We start from the raw sequence: 15,539 nt of genomic DNA, 5'->3' as shown, positions 1-15,539 counted from the left end.
TTAAAACAAAAAAGACTGTTGGCAAACGGGGTTCTGTCTAAATGTTAAAACAAAGTTGATTGGAACGGGTGTGCGTGACACCTGCGGGAAAAGCGTGTCCAAGGGAGACACCGCAGGCGCAAAGGGCGCCGAGGGCGGACCCCCTTGGTTCCCTACGTTCCAATCAATGTTTAAATTACAAACCCTCAAAAAAACTGTAGACAAACTCAATTTTTTATCGAGTTTGACTACAGTTTGCGTCTAAGCTAAAAGCTTAGACGTTTCTTTTATTCTTATTAATGATCATGAGCTTCACATATAGTTTCTCAAATTCTCGGAACAACTCACTAAGTTGTCTATAAGAATGGAAAGAAGCGGGTCTTGCAAGGATGAAAGAAACCCTTTCAGCCGCGTTCACCGGAATATTATGAAAGGACTCTATTTGCACTCGGCAGTCACTCAATACCACTGGCTTTCCATGCATCCAGAAGACTGCATTTAAAAATAAACCGATACCCTGCTTCATGAGTCCCAAGGTCCTTCCCGCTTTTCGCTCTGAAAATAGTATGCTGCATTCAGTATCTATTCCCTTCCATTTTTCCAGTAGTTCCTTTATATGCATTGCCCCCTTGGTCCAAGGAGCATACGACACTACATTATTATAATAAAGTATCTCATACGGGAAAGCCTCGAATGGGATTGATCCATTCCATCCTGTATAGCATTCTTTTTCCAAAATGGTTTCCTTTTCAGGGAAAAAGAACGGATGGTCCAATTCGGCCGGGACTTTTAATGATATGGACTGCGTCAATTGGCTTCTTTCCTTTTCATTCTTTTTTTTCCTTCACGGCATACATCTAGGAGTGGGCAGGTTTCACATCTTGGTGACTGTGCCTTGCAATGATAGCGTCCAAAGAATATCAGACGGTGATGCGTAACGGACCATTCATCCTTCGGTATCTTAGCCATCAACGTTTTCTCAACATCGAGGACACTATCTTTCCAGCGGCATAATCCCAGGCGCTTGGAAACCCTCTCTACATGGGTATCTACAGCTATCGCTGGCACATCATACGCAACCGAAACGACTACATTCGCCGTCTTTCTGCCCACGCCAGGCAATTTAACAAGCTCATCACGATCCCTGGGAACTTCTTTACCGTATTCTTCGATCAGCATTCGCGACAACTTTTGAATGTTCTTAGCCTTGTTACGAAACAAACCGATTGAGCGAATGTCATTTTCCAACTCTTCTACCGGAACGCTTATGTAATCCTCAGGCCTTTTATATTTTTGAAATAAATCCTTCGTGACTTTATTCACTAATACATCCGTACATTGAGCTGACAGAGCAACAGCAATCACCAATTCAAATGGATTGGAGTGATTCAGTTCACAATGGGCATCTGGAAACATTTCACCCATTGTATCCAGACAATATCGAACTTGAGCTTTATTCAACATATTGGTTCTCCTTCAATTTACATTACTGCTCGAGCCAGTTATAAAAGGGCACATCTTTCAATGGTTGTGCAGTTTCCGTTTTTCGGTCCCTCTTTTGATGCACTCTAAATTTTTTTCCTTGCTCCCTTGCCTGTTCCAAGGTTTTAATTCCATTCTTTTTCCACTCGAACAAAATTCGATCAATGTATCGGAAATTCAATTTACCGGAAATGACTGACTCCCTAAGAGCTGTCTTAATGATTTCAGGTTGATGGTCGTCCTCCATCCACATTGCCAATGTTTCACATTCAAATGGAGATAAAGGGCGGCCGAACTCCTGTTCAAAAATCGTATAAAGGCTCTCTCCCGCTTTTTGGACCTCAGCTGACTCTGACTGTTTCAAAGTTTTTAAGAAGCAGTCCATCATTTTTTCATAAAGTGGAGCCAACGAATATTTTTCCTGTCCGATTTCTTGACTTCCTTCAACCACCATTTCAACAAATCCCCTTTGAACCAAACGCTGGATTAAGAATAGACATTCCGTTTCCTGTAATGTCATTCGGTCAGATAGTTGGGATGGTGCAGGGAAATGGTTACCTTTATCGATAAAGCTTTGCAATTGTAATAATAGGACCATTTCTTGTTCATTCAGTCCCATTGTCTTATAGTTAGTCAACAAAAAGGATGGAATCGTTATCGTTCCTTCCTTAAACCACGCATATAAATGTTCTTTATTCATGTTATTGGACACCTCTGATTAAGTATAACATGAATATGGCTCCCCTAATAAGCTTATAATTTTAACAAAAAACGGTTATCTGCCCAATATGGCAAGATAACCGCTTCATTACGAGATCAAGGATATAAACGATTTAATAGACGTGGGAACGGAATGGTTTCACGGACATGTTCAACACCACTGATCCAAGCAACGGTACGTTCTAACCCCAAACCGAAGCCTGAATGCGGTACAGATCCGTATTTTCTTAATTCCATATACCATTTGTAAGCATCTTCGCTCAAGCCATGCTCATTGATTCTCTGTTCAAGCAATTCCTGATCATGAATCCGCTCCGAGCCGCCAATTATTTCTCCGTACCCTTCCGGAGCAATCAAATCGGCACAAAGAGCGACCTCTTCCCTGTCAGGAGCAGGCTGCATATAAAAAGGTTTGATTTTGGTTGGATAATGAGTTATGAAGACTGGCTTATCATAACTTTCTGCTATCGCAGTTTCGTGCGGTGCTCCAAAATCATCACCCCATTGGATATCATCAAATCCTTGTTCATGAAGGAACTTTATGGCTTCATCATATGTAATACGAGGGAATGGAGCTTTAATTTGTTCAAGCTTCGCTGTGTCACGGCCCAGCGTATTCAACTCAAGCTGACAGTTTTTCAAAACAGATTGGATGATGGAAGATACGAATTGTTCCTGAACCTCCAGATTTTCTTTGAATTCGATGAAAGCCATTTCTGGTTCAATCATCCAGAACTCGATTAAATGCCGTCTTGTTTTGGATTTTTCCGCCCTGAAAGTAGGTCCAAAGGAAAATACCTTCCCTAGTGCCATTGCTGCCGCTTCCATATAAAGCTGACCACTTTGTGAAAGGTATGCATCCTCATCAAAGTATTTAGTGGCGAACAATTCACTCGTTCCTTCTGGTGCGCTTCCTGTTAAAATTGGGGGATCGACTTTAACGAAACCTTCTTCATTAAAGAATTCATATGTAGCACGGATTATTTCATTCCGGATTTTCATGACTGCATGCTGTCGTTTTGAACGCAGCCACAAATGGCGGTTATCCATTAAGAATTCAGGACCATGTGCTTTAGGTGTAATGGGATAATCCAATGATTCATGAATGATTTCAATATCTTTCACTTGTAGCTCAAAACCGAACGGCGAGCGTTCATCCTTTTGAATGACACCTGTTACATACAAGGATGTCTCTTGCGAAACCGATTTCGCACGTGCAAAAATTTCTTCACCCACATCAGCTTTCACGACGACACCTTGAATGAAACCTGAGCCATCACGGATTTGAAGGAATGCAATTTTACCACTGGAACGTTTGCTGGCAAGCCAGCCTCCAATGGTAACTTCTTGATCGACGAATTTGCTAGCATCTTTTATTGTAATTTTCACGGGATTTCCCTCCAAAAATAGCTTAACTCACTAGGAATTTACTCTACTTATTATACCCATTGCCCTGCTTACAAGCAAATAAATCAGGTTGCATGCCTTTTATATCACTCTTATCAATTTTTCGAGGTGTATCCGCCATATTGCACACTTTTTCACTAACGAATTTGTTGATATGGTATTTGCTCCATCCTAACTAAATGTTCAAGGCATTTTTCTGTTGAAACCAACCTTCCCCCTAACAATTTTTACCTAATTATACTAAATAATCTAAAAATGTTGAACTTAAACAAAAAATCATATACGATATCATATATGATTAATAAAAAATCAAGGGGGGATTGTCCATGGCAAAAGCAAGAGTGAAACTAAGGAAGTCAGATTATTCGGAAGAAATGGATGTATTGTCGAACGGTTATATATTAATGAACGGTGATAAATACGATGTATCCCAAATAAAGTTGGATATCCCTATTTCAGGGACTGTATATGGGACATTATTAAACTATAAAGGATCATTGGAAGCATTGAAGGAAAAGATCGGCCACCCTCCTTATAATGAGCCTCCTAAAGGGCCGATCCTTTATATTAAACCTAGAAACACGTTTTCTTCTTTTTCAACTCCAGTTCCCCTTCCAAATGGTATACCTGAATTGGAAATCGGGGCGGCCCTTGGAATAGTGATCAATAAAACGGCCACTAGGGTCAAGAAAGAACATGCATCGGATTATATAGAAGGTTTTACGATCGTCAATGATATTAGCATTCCGCATGAAAGCGTTTACCGTCCTGCGATCCGTTATAAAGCCCGAGATGGATTTTGCCCGATCGGTCCCTGGGTCGTATCCAAGGAATCCATATCCAACCCCGATTCATTAGGAATCCGTGTATTTATAAATGGGGAGCTCAGGCAAGAAAATTCAACTGTAAATCTAATTCGCTCCATTTCCCACCTCATTGAGGATGTAACAGACTTCATGACTCTGAATTCGGGTGACGTCCTTCTAGTTGGAGTTCCTGAGAATGCACCACTGGCAAAAGCCGATGATCATATTAGAATTGAAATTGACGAAATCGGATATTTGGAAAATACAATCATTTCGGAAGTAAAGCTATCAAAGGAGGGGGTTTTATGAAGAGAGCCCGTGTAGCCTATGCAGGTGCCATACATCTAGCAAGTGAATATAATGGCCGGCTCCAATTGACGGATGGCCGGATTGTCAATGAGCAAGATGTTGTCTGGCTTCCCCCGGTGGAACCCCGTACTGTATTCGCGCTTGGCTTGAATTATGCCGACCATGCGAAGGAGCTGGCTTTTAAAGCCCCGGAAGAACCCCTTGCGTTCTTAAAAGGGCCAAATACCTTTATCGGGCACCGGGGACAGACAAGACGGCCTTCTGATGCATCTTATATGCATTATGAATGTGAACTGGCAGTCGTCATCGGTAAAAAGGCGAAGAACATAAAAAAAGAAGACGCCTTTAAGTATGTAAGTGGATATACCATTGCAAATGATTATGCAATACGGGATTATCTGGAGAATTACTACCGGCCAAACTTAAAGGTCAAAAATCGCGATACCTGCACCCCAATTGGACCGTGGCTAGTGGATGCCGAAGATATTCCAGATCCTTCGAATCTTTCCATCAAGACATACGTCAACAAAAAATTGACTCAGGAAGGCAACACGAAAGACATGATATTCAGCATTGCTGATTTAATTGAATATTTCAGCGGCTTCATGACATTGAGTCCAGGCGATATCATATTGACAGGCACACCCGAAGGATTGGCGGATACTGCTGTAGGTGATGAAATCACCACTGAAATTGAAGGTATCGGAAAACTCGTTAGCACAATAGTCGGTGACGATATATTTAGAGAAGACGGGGATCGGTCGCATTTAAAAATTCATAATTAACGGAAGGGAAGGATCACATGCCTCATATAATTATAGAATATACCGATAATATCAAAGATGAACTCCAGATTGACGGTTTGTTAAAGAAAGTGAATGATGTATTAATCTCCTATCCTTCCATCTTTCCAATTGGCGGCATTCGATCTCGAGCCATTGAATTAAAGCATTATCGTGTTGCCGATGGTTCAGAGGATGATGCCTTTGTTCATGCCATACTAAAAATTGGCGCTGGACGCCATGACAAGGATAAAACCAAAGTATGTGACCACCTTTTTGAAACGCTGGAGTCCCATTTGGCAGCCCTCTTCTCAAAGAGATATCTTGCCCTTTCCATGGAGCTTACGGAATTCAGTGATTTTGGCACATATAAAAAGAATAATATCCATAACCGATTTAAATAAAAGATTTCATATTTAAAGGCCTTCCTGAGCATCTGGAAGGCCTTTATGGTTACATACTGCTACAGGGTCAGTTGATTTCTGCAAGATTTTCAGCACGGTTTAAGAACTCCTTGACACGGTCCACATATTCCTGTTTATCATAGCCAGAATATAAAGCGCTGGCCATGCGAACCGGATCCCCAAAAAAGAAGCGCTCATATAGTGTTTGCCTAGTTCCAAATGAACTCATGCATACATCCCATGCGAGACGATACAGTTTAACCCTGTCATACGCCCCGCCATTAGCGGATTGAAGGTATTTATCCAAATCCGGTCGAAGCTCCGAATTGAAATCGGCTTCATTTGGTATCGCCATTAAGCCACTAGCCCCAAGAAGCTGCATGATTTCACTGAATCTAGGGTAAATCTTTGGATAATAATTACGGGCAATGTTTAACGGTGTGAAATCTGGTGTCATTATTCCCCACTTATCCACTTTTGCGTTTGCCTCCGAAGCTGTAATGAAGGCTTTTACCGTTTCAAGTGCTATGATGACTTCCGAAATTTTCTCCTGAACATGCTGGTATTGCCCAATATTGATCGTTTCCACCATTAGTTGCAAAATACCCAGAATGAACTCGGTTTTGATAATATTCTTCGATACCACCTGATGGGTCATATGAACAACCGCATTGCTTTCATTATAAGCCTGGTTGCAAATGCCGACATCCCCATATGCGAATACCCGGTTCCAAGGAACGACTACATCATCAAAAACGATTATAGTATCCATTTCCTCAAATCGTGAGCCAAGTGGATGGTCAAAATTGGATTTGCCATAGTCGAATGATTCACGACAGATGAATTTTACCCCCGGTGTATTATTCGGTATGGAGAATGCGAATGCATAAGGGTTTTCTTCTTCTGATTGTTTAAGCAACGTTGAAGGAAAAACCATGATTTCATCCGTTATTCCGCCTTGTGTAGCTAATAATCTGGCTCCCTTTATAATTAGCCCTTCTGAATCCTTGCCAGCAATCCGTGCAGCGATGTAAGGGTCCGGAAGCTTTGCCGCACTAACTCCCCTATTAACCTGGGGTTGAATCAGCGTATGTGTCAACGACAAATCCATTTCCCGGCAGAGCTCATAGTAGTCTTTCATATTTTTAGCAAATGCCGAATCCTGAGTGCCGAACATATCCGCCGCAGAACCATACGCCATCATCCCACTGTTGATGTAATCAGGGGAACGTCCCATCATACCATTATTATGTCTTGCCCATTCTTGAATCATTTTCCTCCTTTTTTCAAGATCTTCCTTAGTCCGGGGCTGCATGAATGAGGCCCCTACACTTTCATTGGAGGTTGGTGAAATATAAGTCATGATATCTTTTTTCCCGGGATCATGCTGGAGGTCATATAATTCGGCCTGTGTTTTCATGACCCCTTTAAAAGCTGGGTGTTCACTGATTTTATCTTTTACTTGCTCCCCATTTATCCATACGTTCGCCTTTGCGTTGTCTACCCTATTAATATATTCTTCACCTGTTTTTGCCGGCATGATTGCATCCCCCTTTAAAATAAATGAAGCGCTTACAATTAAAAAAATCCCAAATATTTAATTAATTCCTATAACAAAATATACCATGTGTTATGATATATATATAATACTTAAAAAATTCAATATGTATATGTAAATCATATGTATGAGGTGTATATAATGGACATCCGGCAGTTAAAGTATTTTGTGACCATCGTTCAGGAAAAACAAGTAACAAAAGCCGCAAAAAAATTACATATGGCCCAACCGCCTCTTAGCCAGCAGCTTAAATTAATGGAAATGGAAATCGGTGAAAAGCTTTTCGATCGGAATGGAAAGAAACTTGAACTCACTGAAACTGGCAAGGTCCTATATAAAAAAGCTGAAGCTCTATTAAACCAGTTTGAAGAATCCCTACTGGAAGTGAAGGAAGTCAGTAAAGGGGTAAAGGGCACTCTTTCCATAGGTTCTGTAAAAACTTGCTTTTCTTACATTCCGCAAAGGATGAGAACCTTCAGAGCAGAATACCCTGACATACGCTTCAAGTTAATGGAAGGAGATACGTTCCGTTTGACGGAAGGCTTAATAAACAGGGAAATCGAGTTGGCCATTGTACGGCTTCCTATTAATGGTAAGCAATTCTCAGCGATTAACCTTCAGCCGGAAGATTTTGTGCTTGTCACCCCAAAAGATTGGGATATCCCAGACTCCATTGAATTTAAACATATTAAAGAATTTCCCCTTTTATTGCTGCATAGGGTTAGCGGTCAAGGTACTTATGAACTTATCGTGGATGAATGCTTCAAACATGGATTTGAACCTGCCATTGTATGTGAATGTCCTGATGCAGCAATGATATTATCTTTAGTGAAAGAAGGAATAGGTGCTACTATCATGCCGCGCACCACCTCTAAATCTTTTTCAACTCAGGGTATAAAAATAGTCGAATTCAAAGATTGTGCAGTAAAGTCGGAAGCTGCCCTTATATGGCTCGAAGACCGCTATCTTTCCAAAGGCGCCGTCAAATTTCTAGAAACTTTTTCTGAATGAGTTGCCATTATCCATGGATCTTCATTTCATTTATACTCATTCATCGATCAATTTTGTGTGGATTTGAATTTTATCCAATAAAAGGGGGAAAACCACCTTTAGATAGATGGCTGATTTTTCCCAGTTCATTCACAAGGGCAGGTATGCTTTTACATCCTTCAATGTCGCACAACACCCTTAACGTCATGTCCAGTATTGGACTTTACAAGGATTTCATTAAAATTATCTTTTGTTACCGTTTTTAAATTTGCCCGGCGGTTACCGAACAGAGCACCTAAATAACATGCCAGGAACCCAAGCGGAATGGACACAATCCCTGGTGAATTCAAAGGGAAAATCGGGTTACCTGTAATTATGGTGGCTCCCGGAACAGGGTTCCAGACATTTGGACTTAAGGCTACGAGCAAAAGTGTACCTAAAAGACCAGTCATCATACCGACTATTGCACCGGTTTTATTGAATTTTTTCCAATAGATTGTAAGAAGGATGACTGGCAAATTCGAACTTGCGGCCAATGTAAAGGCAATCGATGCTAGAAACGCTACATTGAATTCCTGCAGACCTAATGATAAAACGATCGCAAGCGCCGTCACACCTACGGAAGCCCATCTTGCCATCGTCATTTGCTGTTTTTCCGTCGCTTTTCCATCTTTTAATATTTCATTATAAAAGTCATGTGAAAAAGCCGTAGCACCTGTTAACACGATTCCCGCAACTACTGCGAGTATCGTTGCAAAGGAAACCGCTGCAATAAAGGCGAATAAAATGTCCCCGCCCACAAGTTGGGCCAATAATGGTGCAGCCATGTTCCCTGCTGGGTTTGCAGCAATGATATTCGATGTTCCAACCAACTTCGCTGCACCGAACCCGAGAAAAATGACCATGATGTGAAAAGCACCCATAATCCACATCACCCAAACAACCGACTTTCTTGCCACTTGTGCATTCGGGACAGTCAAAAAACGTATTAAAATGTGAGGCAGACCTGCTGTTCCTAGAATAAGGCCTAGTGACAAGGAAGCTGCATCCCAACCACTGGCATATTTAATACCTGCCTTCAAATAATCTGCACCCATAGGTGTCGCTGTTTTCATATCCGAGAAAATTCCGACGAAATTAAAATTCAACTTCCACATGACAATCATGAATAATATAAACCCCCCGCCAATTAACAGGATGGCTTTAATGATCTGCACCCAACTCGTTGCAGTCATCCCTCCAAATAGAACAAATACCAACATTGCAATACCTACGATGATAACAGATGCATTATACGGGATGTCTAAAAGCAATTTAAATAAAGCACCTGCCGCAACAAGTTGACCCAGCATGTACATGACTGATATCACCAGAGTATTAAAGGCGGTCACTCCCCGGACCTGTTTATACTTAAACCTCGTAGTCACCATATCGGCCAATGTGTATTTTCCTAAGTTCCGTAAAGGTTCAGCCACTAGGAATAAAACGACCAGGAATGAAACAAGTGCCCCATACATCAGGAAAAAACCATCATACCCCGTTAGGGAAAATGCCCCAATCAATCCTAAAAAAGTGGAAGCAGACATAAAATCCCCGGCCAATGCTAGTCCATTTTGCCGTGCTGTCAACCCGCCCCCTGCCGTATAAAAAGAACCTGCCGTTTTAGTTTTTTTGGATGCGAAATACGTGATGAAAAGGGTGCCTATCGACATTAGCGCAAATAGAATAATAACTGTCCAATTCATGTTAAAGCCCTTCTTTCTCGATGATTTTTTTAATTTGTTCATCGATTCTTTCTGATTTCCTTACATATATGCTGCAAACCCCTACAGACATAACCGTAATGGAGACACCGTACACCCACGCCCATGTTATGTCTCCAATGAAAGGGTGATCCAGGATATCTGTGTAAAAAACTAAGAAGGGCAGAAGAAGGGAATACCCCATAAAAAAAATCGTAAAAGGAATGACAAATTTCTTTTTATCGGAAATCATCTGCTGAAACTCTTTGGAAACAACAATCTTTTCATAATCCAATAGATTGGTTTGTTCCGATTCTTCAGGGTTGTGTTTTTCAAACTGTACCATCACTTCACACCTCTTCTGGCATTTATATTTCCAAGGACGGTAACCTAGCAAAAGTCTTGATCTTCACCATTGTAAGCAGCTCTCCTCAATGGGATATAGGCTCCCCTCCTCATCCAATTGCAAGGCCATTGTAAAGATTTCAAATGAACTGCAAGTCAGGGGATAAAAAAAATCTACTGTAAGAGGTTCTAAGGTCAGGCTCCTTTTGCTCCTCGATTCACAACCCGAATTCCTTCCGTCGGACGCTTACAGATAGGGCAGCAGTAAGTACCCACTGCTGCCCTGCCCCAGACCACATCTTTTAGTAGGCGTGCACTTTCTTTATAGACTTGGCCCTTAACGACTATAAAGGTTCCTACACCTATTTCCTGCATTACTTTTTGCTCTAATGGAGTCATGTTGGGGTGTTGATCGCCATCCATGATTTGTCTTGCGTGTGGAAAAAATGTCATGACCGCCAATTTCAAATCTTGCTGTAATGCAATGCTTTTTGGCTTATAAATGCTTGAGTGTCAAGTTAGTTTTAATGGGACGCTCGCCCCTTCACCCTAATCCCCGCTTCATTCAGATGATGAATTCAGGCTTGCTTTTTTCCAGTATCGGTTCTTCAAGAGAAACTTCTTGACCTGATATTATATCAAGGACAGCAGAAGCCTCATCAAACCATGAATCCGGAGCTTTTGCCCCCCAGAATGTCTGACGCCTTGGATCATCCAGATTCCAATGAATCGGTTCGGTATCTGGGTCAGACGTTAAGTAATCCCCATTGTATAATTCGATCCTGTGACCGTCAGGATCTCTTAAATATAGGAAGAATGCATTGGATAGGCCATGTCTTCCGGGCCCGCGTTCGATCGACCCTGCATATCCGAGTGATGCCAGCACATCACACGCATGGATAAGCGCAAGGGGATCTGGCAGAAAGAAGCCTACATGATGAAGTCTTGGACCGATTCCGTTCATGAATGCCTGGTCATGGACCGTTTGTTTTCTATGTAGCCACGTGGCCCATAATTGACCCGACTCATCGACAGTATCTTCCGAGCAGGCAAAGCCTAATTCTTTCACATAAAAATCATGGGCTTTTTGCACATTTGGAACACTACAATTCACATGATCGATCCTTTGGACCCTTGAACCTCTATGCAAATCGAATTTTTGCAGCAATCTCTCGGCTTTATCCATTTTGCTGAAAAATTCCACTGGCAAGCCTGAAATGTCCTGAACTCGGAGTGATTTGCCCAGTGCATGCTGTGTTCCTTCATTCATCCACTTCATTTTCATTCCCTTGGAAAGGAAAATAGTTTCCAATTCTTTAAGGTCTTCCTCTTTTTCAACCTTGTATCCTATCACTTCCACGCTTGGCTTTTCTGCCTTTTGCAAGATAAGCGAGTGATGATGCGCTTCCTCTAAACCACGTAAATATATGTGATCATTTGTTCGTTCCGTTTCAACAAAACCTAAAGCATCCACATAAAAGGCTCTTGATTTGTCTAAATCTGTTACATTAAGTATCGTTCTCGCAACACGAATAATAGAAAAATTCATAGTATTCTCCCTTTCATTAATGAAAACCGGATTATTTTTCAGCAGAAGAAACGGCATTTTGTTTGAAATCCCCAAACTTTGGAATATGATGTTCTCCAATTGCCACGTGGATAACCTGTGTTTCTGTATAGAATTCAAAGCTATAATGGCCACCCTCACGTCCTACCCCACTATATTTCGATCCTCCAAAAGGTATCCGCAAATCCCTCACATTTTGTGAATTCACCCAGACCATACCACTATCGACTGCTTGAGCAAATCTATGCCCACGCTTCATATCATTGGTCCATACATAAGCAGCAAGCCCATACTTTACATCGTTGGCCATACCCAATACTTCCTCTTCCGACTTAAAAGGAATGACTGCCATGACTGGTCCAAAAATCTCTTCCTGTGCCACCGTCATATCATTTGTACAGTTCAAGAGAAGCGTCGGGGCGATATAATTCCCTTCCTTGAATTCACTCGGTATGACACCGCTTACAATATCTGCCCCTTCATCTTTTGCTATATCCAGATAACGGGAGACATTATCAAAATGGTTTCGATGGATCAGCGGTCCGATTTCCGTTCCTGGTTCCATTGGATTTCCAATTTTGATATTATGAACACGTTCCTTCAATTCTTCAACGAACTGGTCTATTATCGATTCATGGACAAATAACCTGGAATTAGCTGTGCAGCGCTCCCCATTGAATGAATAGATTCCCCAAACCACTGAATCCAGGGCCTTTTCTAGATCGGCATCTTCAAAAATGATCGCTGGTGATTTACCTCCGAGTTCCATGGAAAAACGTTTCATTGTATCCGCACCATTTTTAATGATTTCAGTGCCGGTCGCCGTTTCCCCGGTAAAGGATATCAATTGGACTTCAGGATGGGCAACCAAGGACGCCCCTGCTGTCTCCCCAAAACCGTGAACGATATTGAATACGCCTTTTGGTAAACCGGATTGATCAATGATTTGAGCCAATTTATTAGCTGTCAATGGAGACCATTCCGCCGGTTTTAGGACACAAGTATTACCTGTTGCAAGGGCCGGGGCGATTTTCCAGGTTTCTAACATGAAAGGCGCATTCCAAGGAGTGATTAATCCCGCCACTCCAATCGGTTTATGAATCGTATAATTGATGAAAGTGTTATCCATTTGATACGATTCTCCTATAAGCCTGCTTTTCACCATTTCAGAATAGAAACGGAAATTCTCCGCTCCCCTTGCTGCCTGTTTTTTTGTCTGGCTAATCGGCAACCCAGTGTCAAGTGATTCCAAATAGGAAATTTCTTCGGCATTTTCTTCAATTAATTCAGCGATCCTATTAATGTACTTCAATCTTTCTGCCACTTTCATCGTTCTCCATGGACCGTTATCGAATGCATCTCTTGCAGCAGCCACCGCTTGATCAATGTCCTGTTTAACCCCTTCTGCCACATTATTGATTGCTTGATTATTAAAAGGGCTTAGATTTTCAAATGTTTTTCCTGAAGCACCATCAACAAATTGACCATTGATGTAATGCTGGACATCTTGCACTGGAAAAGTTGGCATGATAAATCCTCCTTTAAAAAATATATTATGGAAGAAGACAATAATCGTTCGGATCCTGCAATCTTCCCAATCTAGCAATTATGATTCAATCACTTGGTCAATCAATCCGTATGATTGAAGGGTTTCACGCAGTTCCCTTTCTAATGGTTCCGAAGGCGGGCCCATAGGCGGCCTTAATGCAGGATTGATTTTTCCCATCATCCCCATCGCAGCTTTTAATGGTCCTGGATTGGTTTCTTTAAACAAAACATCATTCAATGGCATTAATTTATAATGTAGGTCAAGAGCCTTATCCACATCACCTTCCACCCAATGGTTATAAATTTCCGCCACCTCCTTAGGGGTGATATTGGCTGTAGCACTAATATGTCCTGCTCCTCCGATAGCCAGCATTGGATAGCATAATAATTCGATACCCGAATATAAGAGGAAGTCTCTTCCACAATTCAATAAGACACGGTTTACATGTTCGAAATCCTTATTAGATTCCTTTACACCAATAATATTCTTACAATCTTCAGCAAGACGTGCCAATGTCTTCACTTCTAAATTCGTCGCCGTTCTTCCAGGAATATTATAGACGATAAGCGGGATGTCAACAGAATCAGCAACCGTTTTAAAATGATTGTAAAGTGCCTGTTGATTTGGCTTATTGTAATAGGGAACGATCACTAAAGCAGCTTCCGCCCCCATTTCTTGTGCCCTTTTTGTCAAATGTAACGTTTCTTTCTGATTGGCAGAGCCAGTACCTGGTGCGACCGGAACACGGGCATTTGCTGTTTTAATTGCCGTTTCCATCACTAATTCCCGCTCTTCAATCGATAGTGAACTGGGCTCCCCGGTAGTGCCACATACCGAGATTCCATGGGAACCGCTTTCAATATGCCAGTTTACTAGATTTTCAATTGCTTTTACATCCACTTCCATCTTGTCATCGAACGGAGTGATTACTGGAGCGATGGATCCTCTTAAACGACTTTTGATATCCTCATACATTTTTTCTGCCACCCTTTCATTATTTGAATATTCGGAAAAATATAAGTAAAAAAATCGGCTTTGTTTTTATAAATAATCGATCGACTATCATAAAACAAAGCCTAGGTCATCATAGTGCCTGATCGTGATTAGATTCCGCCCTTTGCTTGAATGTACTGATGGCATTCAATTTATGCTTTCTTACCAATGATTCAATTTCTTCAAAAGAAGCTTTTTCCTGTAGAAGCTTTATGATGATTTCATGTTCACGAATGGATTGGACTGCTCTTTGCGGCACCATGGTGAACATGGATTTTCTGACTCTATTCATTCTTTGTTGCGCCTGTTTAATTTCCTCCATTAAAAAGGAATTTCCGCACTTTTCATAAATTTCAGCATGAAAACACTCGTTTAACTTACCAAACAGCTCTAATTCAAAGTGATGGAGCGCTTTTTCCATTTCTTTGTTTAATTTAATTAGATTATCAAAATCATGATCAGTCATCGTTAAAGAACTGAGGGCAGCTGCATAGCCTTCAAGCAAAGATAAAACAGAAAGGGTTTCAATGTATTCGCTCTCATTAATGCTTGTAACCACTGCTCCACTATAAGGCTTATATTGAATAAGCCCGTCAGACTCCAGTTGTCTGATCGCTTCCCTGACAGGAATAGGGCTTAAACCAAGTTCTTTTGCCATTTGATCGATAATGATTCGCTGTCCGGAACCGTATGTTCCATCCAAAATTAATTTACGAAGGTGCTCATAGGCAATTTGCTTTTTGCTGGGGTTTTTGTTTTTATCTTCCATATTTTTATCATATATGAAATCATATATGATTGCAATCGGTTTTTATTAAATATCATATATGATTTTCATTTTTTTATTTACAAATCCTGATTCGCATTATGATCGGTTACGTATGCATATGAGAAAAACTCCCATGG

Annotated in this window: 16 protein-coding genes; 4 read left to right on the top strand and 12 right to left on the bottom strand. The window is 41.2% G+C overall.

What is annotated here, in order from left to right:
- Window positions 1-253: 253 nt before the first annotated feature.
- The 4 genes from ACFX4X_RS13735 to asnS all read right to left on the bottom strand — a co-directional run bounded on the left by ACFX4X_RS13735 (window position 254) and on the right by asnS (window position 3,570).
- On the bottom strand, window positions 254-790 hold the full coding sequence (locus ACFX4X_RS13735) for a YpoC family protein (protein WP_377384187.1): 537 nt from the start codon (window positions 788-790) through the stop codon (window positions 254-256).
- Window positions 787-1,443, bottom strand: coding sequence for an endonuclease III (gene nth / locus ACFX4X_RS13730; RefSeq protein WP_284470339.1), 657 nt, complete (start codon window positions 1,441-1,443; stop codon window positions 787-789). Before nth ends, ACFX4X_RS13735 begins: the two co-directional genes overlap by 4 nt.
- 22 nt (window positions 1,444-1,465) lie before the next feature.
- Entirely contained in the window at window positions 1,466-2,161 is a 696-nt protein-coding gene (locus ACFX4X_RS13725; protein WP_061463835.1) for a DnaD domain-containing protein, read from the bottom strand.
- Between the two features lie 116 nt (window positions 2,162-2,277).
- Window positions 2,278-3,570: an asparagine--tRNA ligase gene (gene asnS / locus ACFX4X_RS13720; RefSeq protein ID WP_377384183.1), complete on the bottom strand. Its 1,293-nt coding sequence runs from the start codon at window positions 3,568-3,570 to the stop codon at window positions 2,278-2,280.
- 344 nt (window positions 3,571-3,914) lie between these two features.
- Between asnS and ACFX4X_RS13715 the strand changes: the two genes are divergently transcribed.
- Genes ACFX4X_RS13715 through ACFX4X_RS13705 form a run of 3 tightly spaced genes read left to right on the top strand, consistent with a single transcriptional unit; the run spans window position 3,915 to window position 5,889 of the window.
- Window positions 3,915-4,703 (top strand): fumarylacetoacetate hydrolase family protein, encoded by a 789-nt coding sequence (locus ACFX4X_RS13715; protein ID WP_289320134.1) that lies wholly within the window; start codon window positions 3,915-3,917, stop codon window positions 4,701-4,703.
- On the top strand, window positions 4,700-5,488 hold the full coding sequence (locus ACFX4X_RS13710) for a fumarylacetoacetate hydrolase family protein (RefSeq protein WP_289337378.1): 789 nt from the start codon (window positions 4,700-4,702) through the stop codon (window positions 5,486-5,488). The genes ACFX4X_RS13715 and ACFX4X_RS13710 overlap by 4 nt, the downstream gene beginning before the upstream one ends.
- A 17-nt stretch (window positions 5,489-5,505) precedes the next feature.
- Entirely contained in the window at window positions 5,506-5,889 is a 384-nt protein-coding gene (locus tag ACFX4X_RS13705; protein ID WP_089363179.1) for a 5-carboxymethyl-2-hydroxymuconate Delta-isomerase, read from the top strand.
- A gap of 67 nt (window positions 5,890-5,956) precedes the next feature.
- On the opposite strand, the gene hpaB is transcribed toward ACFX4X_RS13705, so the two are convergent.
- Complete coding sequence (gene hpaB / locus ACFX4X_RS13700) at window positions 5,957-7,429, bottom strand: 4-hydroxyphenylacetate 3-monooxygenase, oxygenase component (protein ID WP_284470336.1); 1,473 nt, start codon at window positions 7,427-7,429, stop codon at window positions 5,957-5,959.
- Between the two features lie 159 nt (window positions 7,430-7,588).
- Between hpaB and ACFX4X_RS13695 the strand changes: the two genes are divergently transcribed.
- The gene (locus ACFX4X_RS13695; RefSeq protein ID WP_284470335.1) at window positions 7,589-8,458 is read left to right on the top strand and encodes a LysR family transcriptional regulator; all 870 of its coding nucleotides are present in this window, start codon (window positions 7,589-7,591) and stop codon (window positions 8,456-8,458) included.
- 158 nt (window positions 8,459-8,616) lie between these two features.
- On the opposite strand, the gene ACFX4X_RS13690 is transcribed toward ACFX4X_RS13695, so the two are convergent.
- From ACFX4X_RS13690 to ACFX4X_RS13660, 7 genes are all read right to left on the bottom strand, one after another.
- Window positions 8,617-10,182 carry a solute symporter family protein gene (locus ACFX4X_RS13690; protein ID WP_377384177.1) on the bottom strand — a complete coding sequence of 522 codons (1,566 nt, stop codon included), beginning with the start codon at window positions 10,180-10,182 and terminating at the stop codon, window positions 8,617-8,619.
- Window position 10,183: 1 nt separating this feature from the next.
- Window positions 10,184-10,525: a DUF485 domain-containing protein gene (locus ACFX4X_RS13685; RefSeq protein WP_377384175.1), complete on the bottom strand. Its 342-nt coding sequence runs from the start codon at window positions 10,523-10,525 to the stop codon at window positions 10,184-10,186.
- A gap of 194 nt (window positions 10,526-10,719) precedes the next feature.
- Entirely contained in the window at window positions 10,720-10,977 is a 258-nt protein-coding gene (locus tag ACFX4X_RS13680; protein ID WP_377384172.1) for a nucleotidyl transferase family protein, read from the bottom strand.
- A 112-nt stretch (window positions 10,978-11,089) separates the two neighbouring features.
- Complete coding sequence (gene hpaD / locus ACFX4X_RS13675) at window positions 11,090-12,073, bottom strand: 3,4-dihydroxyphenylacetate 2,3-dioxygenase (protein ID WP_089363227.1); 984 nt, start codon at window positions 12,071-12,073, stop codon at window positions 11,090-11,092.
- A 31-nt stretch (window positions 12,074-12,104) separates the two neighbouring features.
- Window positions 12,105-13,619, bottom strand: coding sequence for a 5-carboxymethyl-2-hydroxymuconate semialdehyde dehydrogenase (hpaE, locus tag ACFX4X_RS13670; RefSeq protein WP_377384169.1), 1,515 nt, complete (start codon window positions 13,617-13,619; stop codon window positions 12,105-12,107).
- Window positions 13,620-13,697: 78 nt separating this feature from the next.
- Complete coding sequence (hpaI, locus tag ACFX4X_RS13665; RefSeq protein WP_061463846.1) at window positions 13,698-14,615, bottom strand: 2,4-dihydroxyhept-2-ene-1,7-dioic acid aldolase; 918 nt, start codon at window positions 14,613-14,615, stop codon at window positions 13,698-13,700.
- A 109-nt stretch (window positions 14,616-14,724) separates the two neighbouring features.
- Window positions 14,725-15,402, bottom strand: coding sequence for a GntR family transcriptional regulator (locus ACFX4X_RS13660; RefSeq protein ID WP_125162236.1), 678 nt, complete (start codon window positions 15,400-15,402; stop codon window positions 14,725-14,727).
- Window positions 15,403-15,539 lie beyond the last annotated feature (137 nt).

Origin of the sequence: Peribacillus sp. YIM B13481 (assembly GCF_042787985.1) — a bacterium.
GTDB classification, from domain to species: Bacteria; Bacillota; Bacilli; order Bacillales; family DSM-1321; genus Peribacillus; species Peribacillus simplex_A.
This window is presented reverse-complemented; position numbering and strand designations above follow the sequence as displayed.

What these genes read in the sequence shown, in the direction of transcription:
- nth (WP_284470339.1), bottom strand. Translation starts at nt 1,443, where the DNA reads ATGTTGAATAAAGCTCAAGTTCGATATTGTCTGGATACAATGGGTGAA.
- ACFX4X_RS13725 (WP_061463835.1), bottom strand. Translation starts at nt 2,161, where the DNA reads ATGAATAAAGAACATTTATATGCGTGGTTTAAGGAAGGAACGATAACG.
- ACFX4X_RS13715 (WP_289320134.1), top strand. Translation starts at nt 3,915, where the DNA reads ATGGCAAAAGCAAGAGTGAAACTAAGGAAGTCAGATTATTCGGAAGAA.
- ACFX4X_RS13710 (WP_289337378.1), top strand. Translation starts at nt 4,700, where the DNA reads ATGAAGAGAGCCCGTGTAGCCTATGCAGGTGCCATACATCTAGCAAGT.
- ACFX4X_RS13705 (WP_089363179.1), top strand. Translation starts at nt 5,506, where the DNA reads ATGCCTCATATAATTATAGAATATACCGATAATATCAAAGATGAACTC.
- hpaB (WP_284470336.1), bottom strand. Translation starts at nt 7,429, where the DNA reads ATGCCGGCAAAAACAGGTGAAGAATATATTAATAGGGTAGACAACGCA.
- ACFX4X_RS13695 (WP_284470335.1), top strand. Translation starts at nt 7,589, where the DNA reads ATGGACATCCGGCAGTTAAAGTATTTTGTGACCATCGTTCAGGAAAAA.
- ACFX4X_RS13690 (WP_377384177.1), bottom strand. Translation starts at nt 10,182, where the DNA reads ATGAATTGGACAGTTATTATTCTATTTGCGCTAATGTCGATAGGCACC.
- ACFX4X_RS13685 (WP_377384175.1), bottom strand. Translation starts at nt 10,525, where the DNA reads ATGGTACAGTTTGAAAAACACAACCCTGAAGAATCGGAACAAACCAAT.
- ACFX4X_RS13680 (WP_377384172.1), bottom strand. Translation starts at nt 10,977, where the DNA reads ATGACATTTTTTCCACACGCAAGACAAATCATGGATGGCGATCAACAC.
- hpaD (WP_089363227.1), bottom strand. Translation starts at nt 12,073, where the DNA reads ATGAATTTTTCTATTATTCGTGTTGCGAGAACGATACTTAATGTAACA.
- hpaE (WP_377384169.1), bottom strand. Translation starts at nt 13,619, where the DNA reads ATGCCAACTTTTCCAGTGCAAGATGTCCAGCATTACATCAATGGTCAA.
- hpaI (WP_061463846.1), bottom strand. Translation starts at nt 14,615, where the DNA reads ATGTATGAGGATATCAAAAGTCGTTTAAGAGGATCCATCGCTCCAGTA.
- ACFX4X_RS13660 (WP_125162236.1), bottom strand. Translation starts at nt 15,402, where the DNA reads ATGGAAGATAAAAACAAAAACCCCAGCAAAAAGCAAATTGCCTATGAG.